The following is a 13,428-nucleotide window of genomic DNA, read 5'->3' as shown; positions in this document are numbered from 1 at the left end:
GAGTCGCCCAGCTCACTGGGTACGATGGGACGACGTGCCGGCACCGTGGCGTGCTCCGGTGCCCGCCCGCGCCACCTCGCTGAAGCCCATCCGAGCAGCTCAGGGGAGCAATCGTGGAAAATTCGCCCAGCACTGATCTTCCGGCCGGCGCCGATCGCGCCGACCTGGGCGGCCACCTGCCCGAGCTGCCGGCCGGCTCGGCCCGGGTCGTTCCGCTCGGGCTCACCTTCGACGACGTGCTGTTGCAGCCGGGCGAGTCGGACGTGGTGCCCAGCCGGGTCAACACCCGTACGAAGCTCACCCGCAACATCGAACTGACCATCCCGCTGCTGTCCAGCGCGATGGACACCGTCACCGAGGCGCGGATGGCGATCGCCATGGCCCGTCAGGGTGGCATCGGCGTGCTGCACCGCAACCTCTCGGTGGACGACCAGGCCCTCCAGGTCGACCTGGTCAAGCGGTCCGAGTCCGGCATGATCACCAATCCGGTGACGGCCAGCCCCGACGACACGCTGCGCGAGGTCGACGAGCTGTGCGGCAGGTACCGGATCTCCGGTGTGCCGGTGGTGGACGGCGACGGCCAGCTGGTCGGCATCGTCACCAACCGGGACATGCGGTTCGTCTCCGAGCCGGACACTCCGGTCCGCGAGATCATGACCCGTACCCCGCTGATCACCGCCCGGGTCGGGGTGAGCAAGGACGACGCGCTCGCGCTGCTGCGCCAGCACAAGGTCGAGAAGCTGCCGATCGTTGACGACTCGGGTCGGCTGCGTGGGCTGATCACCGTCAAGGACTTCACCAAGAGCGAGCAGTACCCGGAGGCCACCAAGGACGGCGCCGGTCGGCTCCGGGTGGCCGCCGCGATCGGCGTCGGCGAGGACTCGTACAAGCGGGCCCGCACGCTCGTCGACGCGGGCGTGGACGTGCTGATCGTGGACACCGCGCACGGCCACCAGCGGGCCGTGCTGGACATGGTCCGCCGGCTCAAGAAGGACGTGAGCATCGAGATCGTGGGCGGCAACGTGGCCACGTACGCCGGTGCGAAGGCGCTTGTCGACGCGGGCGCCGACGGGGTCAAGGTGGGCGTCGGCCCGGGTGCGATCTGCACCACCCGGATCGTCGCAGGGGTCGGCGTCCCGCAGATCACCGCGATCATGGAGGCCGCCCGGGCCGCCCGTCCGGCCGGCGTACCGGTGATCGGCGACGGCGGCATCCAGTATTCCGGCGACATCGCCAAGGCGCTTGTCGCCGGCGCCGACACGGTGATGCTCGGCAGCCTGCTGGCCGGCTGCGAGGAGAGCCCCGGCGAGCTGATCTTCGTCAACGGCAAGCAGTTCAAGGCGTACCGGGGGATGGGGTCGCTCGGCGCGATGCAGTCCCGGGGCCAGGCCAAGTCGTACTCGAAGGACCGCTACTTCCAGCAGGACGTGCTCAGCGACGACAAGCTGGTCCCCGAGGGCGTCGAGGGCCAGGTGCCCTACCGGGGGCCGCTGTCCCGGGTGGCCCACCAGCTGGTCGGCGGGCTGCGGCTGGCGATGGGGTACGCCGGTGCGGAGAACATCCCCGACCTGCACGACAGGGGCCAGCTCATCCGGATCACCGCGGCCGGTCTCAAGGAGAGCCACCCGCACGACATCCAGATGACAGTCGAGGCGCCCAACTACCACACCCGCTGACCCCACCACCCCCAACCACCTGGAGTCCCCCATGCGTGACGTGGTCGAGATCGGGCTGGGCAAGACCGCGCAGCGCGGCTACCACCTGGACGACATCGCCATCGTGCCGAGCCGCCGGACCCGGGACGTCGACGACGTCTCCACCGCCTGGCAGCTCGACGCGTACCCGTTCGGCATCCCCTGCGTCGGGCACCCCTCGGACGCCACGATGAGCCCGTCGTCGGCGGTGCGGCTCGGTCAGCTCGGCGGCCTCGGCGTGCTCAACGTCGAGGGGCTGTGGACCCGCTACGAGAACCCGGCGAAGGTGCTGGAGGAGTTGGCCGGCCTCGACGAGGACGCCCGCGCCACCAAGCGGCTCCAGGAGGTGTACGCGGAGCCGATCCGCCCCGACCTGATCGCCGAGCGGGTGAGTGAGCTGCGCGCCGGTGGCGGCACGGTGGCGGTTCGGGTCTCCCCGCAGCACACCCTCGCGCTGGCGCCGGTGATCCTGGACGCCGGGGTGGACATCCTGGTCATCCAGGGCACCATCGTGTCGGCCGAGCACGTGTCGACGACCGACGAGCCGCTGAACCTCAAGGAGTTCATCGCCGACCTGGACCTGCCGGTGATCGTGGGTGGCTGCACCGACTACAAGACGGCGCTGCACCTGATGCGTACCGGCGCGGCCGGTGTGATCGTGGGCATCGGCGGCGACGGGTGGTCGACCACCGAGTCGGTGCTGGGGATCCGGGTGCCGATGGCGACCGCGATCGCCGACGCGGCGGCGGCCCGTCGGGACTACCTGGACGAGACCGGCGGCCGGTACGTGCACCTGATCGCCGACGGTGACATCCAGACCTCCGGTGACATCGCCAAGGCGCTCGGCTGCGGCGCGGACGCGGTGATGCTCGGCGAGCCGTTGTCGCTCTGCGACGAGGCGCCCGCCGGTGGCGCGTGGTGGCACTCGGCGGCGAGTCACCCGTCGCTGCCCCGGGGCACGTTCGAGGTGGCCGGTGAGCCGCTCGGGTCGATGGAGGAGTTGCTCTTCGGGCCGGCGGACGAGGCCGACGGCCAGCTCAACCTGTTCGGTGGGCTGCGCCGGGCGATGGCCAAGTGCGGCTACCGCGACCTCAAGGAGTTCCAGAAGGTGGGCCTGGTCCTGGACCGCTGACCTGCCCGATCAGAGGCCGGGAGGCCGGCCCCGCCCCCGTGGCGGGGCCGGCCTTCCCGCTTACTTCTTGAGGTAGATGGTCAGGTCGGACATGTTGCGGTAGCTGAGCGCCGCGAAGTCCAGCGACTGTGCCCGGTTGGCGGTGCCGCCGGGCGCGGTGTCCATCTCCCAGTTGGCGTGGTGGAAGTCCCGCTCGCCGATGGTCTGGAAGAACTGCTGGAAGTTGATGTCGCCCTCGCCGAGCGGCGTCATCTGGTGGCCGTTGGGCACGCTGGGGTCCCGGTCGCCGTCCTTGGCGTGGAAGAGCGGGAACCTGGTGGTCCGGTCGGCCACGTTGAGGATCGGGTCGAACAGGTCGGTCTGTTCCCGGCCGGCCGGGTCGACGTACTTCTGGTGCTTGTACCGGGCGACGTAACCCCAGTAGATGTCGAACTCGAAGAAGACGTACCGGGGGTCGGTCCTGCCGAAGAAGTACTCAAGCCGGCGGATGCCCGACGAACGGGTGGGTCGGCCCTGGGCGTCGAGGGGCCCGGAGTCGAGCAGGAAGCTGTACGCGACGTCGTGGTTGTGCGTGTAGAGGCGCATGCCCCGGGCCCGGGCCTGCCGGCCCAGTTCGTTCCAGGTGTCGGCGGCAGCGTCCCAGTCGGCCTTGTACGCGCTGTTGGTCGGGTCGCTGCCGGTGCCGATGTTCTTCATGCCGAGTTCCTCGGCGATGTCGAGCTGCTCCTGGAAGGTGGCCGCCTGGATCGAGGCGTGCGTGCCGTTGGCGACCAGGCCGTTGTCGTCGAGGATCTTGCGGATCTCGCGAGGGGTGATCTGCCGGCCCAGGATCTCGGTGCTCTGGGTGTAGCCGGCGAACTCGATCTCCTTGTAGCCGATCTCGGCGAGCCGGGCGAGGACGCGCTCGAAGCCGTACGGCACGCCGCTGTCGTCGGGTGCGGCGGTGATCCGGTCCCGGACGCTGTAGAGGATGATGCCGCGGTTCTTCGCCGGGATCAGCGGCTCGACCCGCAGCCTGCTGCGGCCCTTGTCCTTGGGGTGGGCGAGTGCGGGGGTGCCGGTGGCGAGGACGGGGAGCCCGGCCGCGCCGATCGCGGCGGCGGCGCCGGCGGAGGCGGCGAGCAGGGACCGGCGGCTGAGCCGGCCGGCTGGGGAGGCGTCGGGTGCGGTCTGGTCTGGCATCGTTCCACCTTTCGCGACGGTGGTTGCCGTCGATGACGATCAGCAGAGGTGCGACGAGGGTCCGGTCGCGGGGCGCCGCCGAGCGCCCGTCCGCGTCCCATTGTTCCGAACGCGTTACATCTTGGAGTCAGACACTAACGACGGTCGAAGCCAAAAGAAAGTATTGATCAGCACCAACTTTTGTTTGATTCAACGAAAGTAACTGATGGTCGTCGATACGGGCCTTGTGCCGCTCGGCGCTGACTACGCTCGTCCTGACCGTGGTTCGTCGCTGGAGGAGTGTGCATGGTCCGCACCGGACGGACACCGAACGGCAGCCGCCTGGCCGCCATCGTCACCGCGTCGGCCTGCGCGGTCGCGCTGACCGCGTCCGGCTGCACGGGCGCCGGCACCGACGGGTTCCGGCCGGGCGCCGCCGATGCCGGCGACCCGTACGTGCCCGGGCGCGGCAACGGCGGCTACGACGTCACGCACTACGGCCTCGACGTCCGCTACGACCCGGCGAGCGACAGGCTGACCGGCCGCGCCGTCATCACCGCCACCGCCACCCAGGACCTGTCCCGGTTCAACCTGGACCTGCACGGCCTGACCGTCGACGCGGTCACCGTCGCCGACGCGTCCGCCGACCACCGCCGCAGAGACGACGAACTGGTGGTGACCCCACGCGACGGGCTGCCCCGCGGCCGGCAGTTCACGGTGACCGTCGACTACGCGGGCGTCCCCGACGCCGTCGCCGACGGTGAACTCGGCAGCGGCGGCTTCCTGCACACCGCCGACGGGGCGGTCGCGCTCGGCCAACCCGACTCAGCCGCGACCTGGTTCCCGGTCAACGACCACCCGTCCGACAAGGCCACCTACGACATCGCGGTGACCGTCCCGGACGGACTGTCGGCGCTGAGCAACGGGGTGCCCGGCCCGACGAACAGCGCCGACGGCTGGACCACCTGGCGCTGGGCCGAGCGCGCCCCGATGGCCAGCTACCTGAGCACCCTGGTGATCGGGAACTACCGGGTGACGACAGGCGCCCACGCCGGTCGGCCGATGGTCACCGCCGTGGCGGCGAGCCTGCCGGCGACCGGCGGCGCCGCCAGCTCGGTGGCCCGCACCGGGGAGATCGTCGACTTCCTGGCCAGCCGCTTCGGCCCGTACCCCTTCGACTCGTACGGCGGGATCGTCGTCGCCGACGACCGGATCGGCTACGCCCTGGAGACCCAGTCCCGGCCGGTCTACGGACCCGCCTTCTTCAGCGGCGACCGACCCGACCCGGGAGTCGTCGCGCACGAGCTGGCCCACCAGTGGTTCGGCGACAGCGTGTCGCTGACCCGCTGGGGTGACATCTGGCTGAACGAGGGCTTCGCCAGCTACGCCGAGTGGCTGTGGGAGGAGCACGACGGCGGGCGTACCGCGCAGCGCAACTTCGAGATCCAGTACGCGGCGACGGACTGGACGCAGCCGTCGGTCGAGCCGGGCCGGGAGCGCATGTTCGGCACCGCCGTCTACAAGCGCGGCGCGCTGACCGTGCACGCGCTGCGCCGCACCGTCGGCGACGACGTGTTCTTCCGCATCCTGCGTACCTGGACCGCCGAGCGGGCGGGCGGCAACGCCACCACGTCCGACTTCGTCGCGCTCGCCGAGCGGGTGTCGGGTCGGCAGCTGCGACCGCTTCTCGACGCCTGGCTGGTGGGCGGTTCGGCCCCCACCCTGCCGTGACGGTGGCGTGATCACCTGTCGATAGGCTGCCGCCTGCGATCGGTGGGAGACCCCCGTCGCGCGGGGCGGCCCGGCCGCCACCGCATCCGTACGGGAGGACTCGTGATGACTGTGACGCGGCGCAGGCTGCGGGTCGGTGCCGGTCTGCTGGTGACCGGGGCGCTCCTGCTGTCCGGATGTGACTCGACCACACCAACGGCGGAGCCGTCGGCGAGCGCGTCCCCCACGCAGGGGCGGACGTTCACCCCCGGCGCCGCAGGGGTCGGCGACGGCTACTTCCCGAGCTACGGCAACGGCGGGTACGACGTCGGTCGGTACACAGTCAAGGTGCGTTACGACCCGGCGAAGGACCGGCTGGACGGCACCGTGACGGTGCAGGCCTCCGCGACGGCCGACCTGTCGTCGTTCAACCTCGACCTCGCCGGCCTGACCGTCGAGCGGGTGACAGTGGACGGCGTCCCGGCCACCCACCGTAGGGACAGGAACGAGCTGGTCATCAAGCCGGCGACCGGCCTGATCAACGGCAACGGGTTCGTCGCGGAGATCACCTACGCGGGGGTGCCGAAGCCGCTGCGCAACGAGGTGCTCGGCGACGGCGGATTCCTGCACACCTCCGACGGCGCCATCGCGCTGGGGCAGCCCGAGTCGGCGAGCACCTGGTTCCCGGTCAACGACCACCCCTCCGACAAGGCCTCGTACGACTTCGAGATCACCGTCCCGGACGGGCTCACCGCGGTCAGCAACGGCGTACCCGGCGGCCGGACCAGCAAGGACGGGTGGACCACCTGGAAGTGGTCCGAGAAGTCGCCGATGGCCAGCTACCTGAGCACGCTTGTGATCGGCAAGTTCCGGGTCACCACAGGTGAGCACAAGGGCCGGCCGGTGTACAGCGCGGTCACCACCAAACTGCCAAAGGGTGCCGCGGACGCGTCGATCGCCCAGACCGTCACGGTCGCCGACTACCTGGAGAGCGTGTTCGGGCCGTATCCGTTCGACGCGTACGGCGGTGTGGTCGTCTCCGACAGTCGCATCGGGTACGCGCTGGAGACGCAGAGCCGCCCGGTCTACTCCGGCGGGTTCTTCCGCCAGGGCGAGAACACCGAGGTGGTCGCGCACGAGCTGGCCCACCAGTGGTTCGGCGACAGTGTGGCGCTGGCCAGGTGGGAGGACATCTGGCTCAACGAGGGCTTCGCGACGTACGCGGAGTGGCTGTGGGCCGAGCACACCGGGGAGTACACCGCCAAGGAGGCGTTCGACAACAGGTACGCCCAGATGTCCGCCTCGGTGTGGGCGACGCCGCCGGGCCGGCCGGGTGTGGAGAAGCTGTTCAGCGAGTCGGTCTACCAGCGCGGCGGGATGACCCTGCACGCGTTGCGGGTGGCCGTCGGCGACAAGGCGTTCTTCGAGATCGTCAAGGCCTGGGCGGCGGACAAGCGCAACGGCACCGCCACGACCGCCGAGTTCGTGGCTCTGGCGGAGCGTCTCTCCGGAAAGAAGCTCGGCCCCCTCTTCGACGCGTGGCTCTACGGCACCAAAAGGCCCGTCCAGCCCAAGCGGCTCTGACCTGGGTCAGTTCCTGACCACCAGCTTGGGGTGGGCGGCCAGGTACTGGTCGGCGCGGCCGGCGCGCAGCTCGGTGATGAACGTACGGCCCTCGGTGGTGAGCTGTTCGCCGCGGTAGGCGCTGCCCTTGCCGACCCCGGAGCCGGGCAACCCGACAAGCACGAAGCGGTCCTCAGGCACCCCGCTCAGCGCGTACGCCAGGTCGACGATCCGGTTGCCGCCCACGTACACGAGGGTGTCGCCGAGCGCCGCGACCACCTGGTCGACCCGCTCGGGTTGCCGGGCCAGACCCTCGTCGAGGATCTTGCGGGTCAGCGCGCGGATGAGCTGCTGCTGGTGGCGCTGCCGGGCGTAGTCGCCGCCTGTGATGTAGCGCTGCCGCGCGTAGTCCAGCGCCTGCCAGCCGTTGAGGTGCCGCTCACCCTTCTCGTAGACCTGCTGCGGCCCGGTGTACCCGCCGGGCGCGCTCTCCCGGTACTTGCCGTCCGGCCGGCGGTGCAGGGAGGCGACCCGCTGGTCGACGTAGATGTCCACGCCGCCGAGGGCGTTCACGAGCCTGTCGAACCCGGTGAAGGTGAGCACCGCGCCCGCGTCGATGCGCAGCCCGGTGTAGCCGCTGACCGTGCTGCGCAGCAGCTCGTACCCCTGGGCGGTGCTCGGCTGTTTGGGTTTGCCCGGCACCCGGCTGCCGTAGCTCATCGCGTGGGTGAGCTTGGTCTTGGCGCCCTTGTAACCGGCCTTGGGGAACGCCGGGATGTCCACCAGCAGGTCGCGGGGGAGCGAGAAGAGGTACGCCCGGCCCAACCCCTTGGGCACGTGCAGCACCAGCACGGCGTCGGAGTGCGGCTCCCAGCCGGGCACGCTGACCCGGGTGTCCACGCCCACCAGCAGCAGGGTCAGCGGGCCGGTGATGTTCGCGCCCGGCGGAGGGCCGCTGGGGCTGGGGGTGGGCGTGTCGATGGGCGACGGGCTCGGCGAGCCGGCCACCGGAGCGCCGTCCGGCCTGCTGTCGCCGGTCAGCCGGGTGACCACCACCGTCCCGGCGACGATCAGCGCGACGGCGGCGAGGGCCGCCAGGCCCAGCAGTAACCACCGTCGGCGCGGTGCCATCGACCCGAGGACCATGTTGGATTCCTTCCACCCGTCTGCTGAACAACGCTCCGACAGGTGCCCCGGGTTGCGGCCGGGCGGCGTCGGGTCGGTCGGCCGGTGCATGATCGCGCGAAAACGGGCGCTGGCGCGAGCGCTACTGACGAGTAATGATGCGTCCATGCGGTATGACGTGGTCGTCATCGGGTCCGGCTTCGGCGGCAGCGTCACCGCGCTGCGACTCGCGGAGAAGGGATGGTCGGTCGGCGTCCTGGAGGCCGGCCGGCGGTTCGCCGACGACGAGTTCCCGCAGACGTCCTGGCGGGCGCGGCGGTTCCTGTGGGCGCCGAAGCTGGGGTGCTACGGCATCCAGCGGCTCACCCTCCTGCGCCCGGCCGACCGGGGATCCGGCAGCGGGGTGCTCGTGCTGTCCGGGGCCGGGGTGGGCGGCGGTTCGCTGGTCTACGCGAACACGCTCTACGAACCGCTTCCGGCCTTCTACGCCGACCCACAGTGGCGGGACATCACCGACTGGCGTGACGAGTTGGCCCGCCACTACGACCAGGCGAAGCGGATGCTCGGCGTTACCACGTACCCGATGGACACCGGCGCGGACCGGGCCATGCGGGCGGTGGCCGAGCGGATGGGGGTGGGCCACACCTTCCACGCCACCCCGGTTGGCGTGCACATCGGCCGGCCCGGTCAGCGCGTCGCCGACCCGTACTTCGGCGGCGCCGGCCCGGAGCGCACCGGCTGCCTGCACTGCGGCTCGTGCATGACGGGCTGCCGGCACGGGGCCAAGAACACGCTGGTCAAGAACTACCTCTGGCTCGCCGAGCGGCAGGGCGCGGAGGTGCATCCGTTGACCACTGTGACCGCCGTCCGGCCCGCCTCCGAGGGCGGGTACGAGGTGCACACCGTCCGCACCGGCGCGTGGGTACGGGGGCGCCGGCAGGTGATCCACGCCGACCAGGTCGTCTTCGCCGCCGGCGCGCTCGGCACCCAGCGACTGCTGCACGCGATGAAGGCCGACGGGGCGTTGCCGGCGCTGTCGCCCCGCCTCGGCGAGCTGACCCGCACCAACTCGGAGGCGATCCTGGGCGCCTCGGTCGAGCGCCAGCGGGCCCGGGCCGAGGGACTGGACTTCAGCGAGGGCGTGGCGATCACCAGTTCGTTCCACCCCGACGCGCAGACCCACATCGAGCCGGTCCGCTACGGGCGCGGCTCCAACGCGATGGGGCTGCTCCAGTCGCTGCTCGTCGACGGCGGTCCGCGCCGGGTGCGGCGCTGGCTGGGCAGCATCGCGCGGCAGCCGGGGCTCGCCGCCCGGATGCTCTCGGTCCGTGGCTGGTCCGAGCGGACGGTCATCGCCCTGGTGATGCAGTCGGTGGACAACTCGCTGACCACCCGGTGGCGGCGCGGCGTGTTCGGTCGCCGACTGGTCACCGGCCCGGGGCACGGCACGCCGAGCCCGACCTGGATCCCGGCCGGCAACACCGCGGCCCGGCTGCTCGCCGAGGAGATCGGCGGCACCCCCGGTGGCTCGGTCACCGAGCCGTTCGACATCCCGATGACCGCGCACATCCTGGGCGGGGCGGTGATCGGCGCCACCCCGGCCGACGGGGTGATCGACCCGTGGCACCGGGTGTACGGCCATCCGGGGCTGCACGTGGTGGACGGCGCGGCGGTCTCGGCCAACCTCGGGGTCAACCCGTCGCTGACGATCACCGCGCAGGCGGAGCGGGCGATGTCGTTCTGGCCCAACCGGGGCGAGGAGGACCCACGCCCACCCCTGGGCGCCCCGTACCGCCGTCTGTCACCCGTCCCCCCGCAAAACCCCACGGTCCCACCAGACGCCCCCGGCGCCCTGCGCCCCTAACCCCCGCCGATCTTGCAGTTCTAGTCGTCGTTTCGCGTTATTTGTGAACCTTTGTCGCCGCAGGAAGTGCAAGATCGCGGGGAGGAGCGGTGGGGCGGGACAGGGGGCGTGCCGGTGGCGGGGGTGCCGGTGACTGTCGGTAGGCTTTGTGCACATGAGCCTGCCTCGCCCCGTCCTCGTGGTGGACTTCGGAGCCCAGTACGCCCAGCTCATCGCGCGCCGGGTCCGCGAGGCGAAGGTCTACTCCGAGATCGTGCCCCACTCGATGCCTGTCGCCGAGATGCTTGCGAAGAACCCGGCCGCGATCATCCTCTCCGGCGGCCCGGCCAGCGTCTACGCGCCGAACGCCCCGCAGATCGACGCCGACGTGTTCACGTCGGACGTGCCGGTCTTCGGCATCTGCTACGGCTTCCAGGCGATGGCCCAGGCGCTCGGTGGCACCGTCGCGAAGACGGGCAACCGCGAGTACGGCGGCACGCCACTGCGCCCCCGTCTGACCGAGCCGGGCGTGCTGCTGCGCGACCTGCCGGCCGACCTGCCGGTCTGGATGAGCCACGGCGACTGCGTCACCGAGGCCCCGGAGGGCTTCACGGTGACCGCCGAGTCGGCGGGCGCACCGGTGGCGGCGTTCGAGGACGTGGCCGGGCGTCGTGCTGGCGTGCAGTTCCACCCGGAGGTCGGGCACACCGCGCACGGTCAGGAGATGCTCAAGCGCTTCCTGTACGACATCGCAGGCATCGAGCCCACCTGGACGCCCGCGAACATCATCGACGAGCAGGTGGCCCGGATCCGCGCCCAGGTCGGCGACAAGGAGGTCATCTGCGGCCTGTCCGGCGGGGTGGACTCGGCGGTCGCCGCCGCGCTCGTGCACAAGGCGGTAGGTGACCAGCTCACCTGCGTCTTCGTCGACCACGGCCTGCTGCGCGCCGGTGAGGCCGAGCAGGTGGAGAAGGACTACGTGGCGGCCACCGGCATCAAGCTCAAGGTCGTCGACGCCGAGGAGCGGTTCCTCGGCGCGCTGGCCGGGGTGACCGACCCGGAGCAGAAGCGCAAGATCATTGGCCGGGAGTTCATCCGGGTCTTCGAGGCCGCCGCGCGTGAGGTCGCCGCACACGGCGACGTGGAGTACCTGGTGCAGGGCACCCTCTACCCGGACGTGGTGGAATCCGGCGGCGGCACCGGCACCGCCAACATCAAGAGCCACCACAACGTCGGCGGCCTGCCGGAGGACCTGAAGTTCGCCCTTGTCGAGCCGCTGCGCACCCTGTTCAAGGACGAGGTCCGGGCGCTCGGCCTGGAGCTGGGCCTGCCCGAGGCGATGGTCTGGCGGCACCCGTTCCCCGGCCCCGGCCTGGCCATCCGGATCATCGGCGCGGTCGACCGGGAGCGGCTCGACCTGCTGCGCCGGGCCGACCTGATCGCCCGCGAGGAGTTGACCGCCGCCGGCCTGGACCGGGGCGTCTGGCAGTTCCCGGTGGTGCTGCTCGCCGACGTGCGCAGCGTCGGAGTGCAGGGCGACGGGCGCAGCTACGGGCATCCCGTGGTGCTGCGCCCGGTCTCCAGCGAGGACGCGATGACCGCCGACTGGTCGCGGCTGCCCTACGAGGTGGTGGCCCGGATCTCCACCCGGATCACCAACGAGGTGGCCGAGGTCAACCGGGTGGTGCTTGACGTCACCAGCAAGCCCCCGGGCACCATCGAGTGGGAGTGAGCGCCGCTCAGGCTGCCGGCGGCGGCGTGCTGGACGGGGTCGTCGGCGGGTAGGGCGGCGTCGGAGCGTACCCAGGCGTCTGTTGGCCGGGCGCGGGCCCGGCGGTGGCCTGCGGCGCGGCGCCCGCCGGGTGCGGCCAGGCCGGCGCGCCGGTGGGCTCCTCGGGCATCAGGAACCACATGATCGGGTACGCGAACAGCGCGAGCCCGCCGGTGAGCAGGCCGGTGACCGCGAAGACCACCCGGACCAGTGTGGGGTCGACGTCGAAGTAGCGGCCGAGGCCGCTGGCGACCCCCGCCACCATGCGGTCGGTGGTCGGTCGGCGGAGCTGCTTGTACGGGGCGCGGGGAGCGGTGGTTGATGTCATGCCTCCACGGTCCGCGCTGGTGCCGGGCCCGCCCTCGGTGACCGCCCGGATCCTTACCCTGACCGATCCCTGATTGGGGTCAGACAGTCAGGAATCCGACTCTTTTCCGTTCCGGTAACCCGGCCCGGGGAGAATTTGGACCCGTGACCACCATGCTGGAGCCGCTCCGCAGGATCGCGGCATACGCAGTTTGTGCTGATTCAGACGGCCGAGTGTTGCTGGTCCGCGCATCGGAGCGCTCCGGCACCCCCGGCACCTGGTCGTTGCCCGGCGGGGCGGTCGACCACGGCGAGGACCCGAACCACACGGTGGTCCGGGAGACCGCCGCCGAGACGGGCCTCTCCGTCGCCGTCTCGGGGCTGGACGACGTGCTCGCCGACATGCGGGCACTTCCCGAACGCGGCATCACCATCCACACCGACCGGCTGATCTACCGGGTGGCGGTGCGCGGCGGCACCCTCGCCGACCGGGCCGGCGAGCGCCCCACCGACCTGGCCCGGTGGTACACGCTCGACGAGGCGCGCCAGTTGCCGCTGCGCTCGTTCACCGCGCGTGCCCTCGGTCTGCCCGCCTCCTCGGCCGACGTGGTGCCCGACGAGGTGCCCGAGTTCCCCTCCTTCTACGCGGTGCCCGGCCCGGACGGGCTGCACCGGGCGCAGCGCTTCGCCGCGTACGCGGTGTGCACCGATCCGGCCGGTCGGGTGCTGCTCACCCGGGTCTCGGACGGCTACCCGGGCGCCGGCTGCTGGCACCTGCCGGGCGGCGGCACCGACTACGGCGAGCAGCCCGGCGCGGCGCTGATCCGGGAGCTGGTCGAGGAGACCGGGCAGACCGGCCGCCTCGTCGAGCTGCTCGGGGTGGCGAGCCACCGCGACGCCGCGTCGCTGGGCCCGGAGGGCTACCCGATCGACTGGCACGGCGTACGCGCCTTCTACCGGGTGGTGGTCGACCAGCCCAACCCGCTGACAGTCGCCGACGTCGGCGGCTCGACGTGCGAGGCGCGGTGGTTCGCCCGCGAGGAGCTGGGCGCCCTCCCCACCGACCGCCTCACCGAGGTGACCGCCGAAGCAGTCCAAGCCGCCCAACTGACCTGACCCACCC

The 13,428-nt window shown here is 71.5% G+C and carries 10 protein-coding genes; 7 read left to right on the top strand and 3 right to left on the bottom strand.

Features of this window, described 5'->3' with window-relative positions; translation table 11 throughout:
* Nucleotides 1-113 precede the first annotated feature (113 nt).
* Both guaB and ACZ6N8_RS21575 read left to right on the top strand, forming a co-directional pair.
* Nucleotides 114-1,676, top strand: a complete 1,563-nt coding sequence (gene guaB, locus ACZ6N8_RS21580; RefSeq protein ID WP_466012243.1) for an IMP dehydrogenase — start codon at nucleotides 114-116, stop codon at nucleotides 1,674-1,676.
* A gap of 31 nt (nucleotides 1,677-1,707) precedes the next feature.
* Nucleotides 1,708-2,826, top strand: a complete 1,119-nt coding sequence (locus ACZ6N8_RS21575) for a GuaB3 family IMP dehydrogenase-related protein (protein ID WP_364375411.1) — start codon at nucleotides 1,708-1,710, stop codon at nucleotides 2,824-2,826.
* Between the two features lie 60 nt (nucleotides 2,827-2,886).
* Here ACZ6N8_RS21575 and ACZ6N8_RS21570 read toward each other — a convergent pair whose 3' ends face one another.
* Nucleotides 2,887-4,008 (bottom strand): sugar phosphate isomerase/epimerase family protein, encoded by a 1,122-nt coding sequence (locus tag ACZ6N8_RS21570; RefSeq protein WP_387115633.1) that lies wholly within the window; start codon nucleotides 4,006-4,008, stop codon nucleotides 2,887-2,889.
* 285 nt (nucleotides 4,009-4,293) lie between these two features.
* Here ACZ6N8_RS21570 and ACZ6N8_RS21565 point away from each other — a divergent pair, with 285 nt between their 5' ends.
* Nucleotides 4,294-5,718, top strand: a complete 1,425-nt coding sequence (locus tag ACZ6N8_RS21565; protein ID WP_466012240.1) for a M1 family metallopeptidase — start codon at nucleotides 4,294-4,296, stop codon at nucleotides 5,716-5,718.
* Nucleotides 5,719-5,823: 105 nt separating this feature from the next.
* Nucleotides 5,824-7,281 carry a M1 family metallopeptidase gene (locus tag ACZ6N8_RS21560; protein WP_466012239.1) on the top strand — a complete coding sequence of 486 codons (1,458 nt, stop codon included), beginning with the start codon at nucleotides 5,824-5,826 and terminating at the stop codon, nucleotides 7,279-7,281.
* Nucleotides 7,282-7,287: 6 nt separating this feature from the next.
* Here the strand turns inward: ACZ6N8_RS21560 and ACZ6N8_RS21555 are convergent, their stop codons facing one another.
* Nucleotides 7,288-8,406, bottom strand: coding sequence for an LCP family protein (locus tag ACZ6N8_RS21555; protein ID WP_466012237.1), 1,119 nt, complete (start codon nucleotides 8,404-8,406; stop codon nucleotides 7,288-7,290).
* 145 nt (nucleotides 8,407-8,551) lie between these two features.
* On the opposite strand from ACZ6N8_RS21555, the gene ACZ6N8_RS21550 reads away from it, so the two are divergent.
* Together ACZ6N8_RS21550 and guaA are read left to right on the top strand one after the other, a co-directional pair.
* The gene (locus ACZ6N8_RS21550; RefSeq protein WP_466012235.1) at nucleotides 8,552-10,249 is read left to right on the top strand and encodes an FAD-dependent oxidoreductase; all 1,698 of its coding nucleotides are present in this window, start codon (nucleotides 8,552-8,554) and stop codon (nucleotides 10,247-10,249) included.
* 154 nt (nucleotides 10,250-10,403) lie between these two features.
* Nucleotides 10,404-11,960, top strand: coding sequence for a glutamine-hydrolyzing GMP synthase (gene guaA / locus ACZ6N8_RS21545; RefSeq protein ID WP_466012233.1), 1,557 nt, complete (start codon nucleotides 10,404-10,406; stop codon nucleotides 11,958-11,960).
* 7 nt (nucleotides 11,961-11,967) lie between these two features.
* On the opposite strand, the gene ACZ6N8_RS21540 is transcribed toward guaA, so the two are convergent.
* Nucleotides 11,968-12,327, bottom strand: coding sequence for a PspC domain-containing protein (locus ACZ6N8_RS21540; protein WP_466012231.1), 360 nt, complete (start codon nucleotides 12,325-12,327; stop codon nucleotides 11,968-11,970).
* Nucleotides 12,328-12,470: 143 nt separating this feature from the next.
* Here ACZ6N8_RS21540 and ACZ6N8_RS21535 point away from each other — a divergent pair, with 143 nt between their 5' ends.
* Complete coding sequence (locus ACZ6N8_RS21535) at nucleotides 12,471-13,421, top strand: NUDIX hydrolase (protein WP_139587800.1); 951 nt, start codon at nucleotides 12,471-12,473, stop codon at nucleotides 13,419-13,421.
* Nucleotides 13,422-13,428 lie beyond the last annotated feature (7 nt).

This window comes from Micromonospora sp. NPDC047521, from assembly GCF_055587305.1.
Note: the sequence above shows the minus strand (reverse complement) of the source record. Positions and strands in the feature narration are given on the sequence as shown.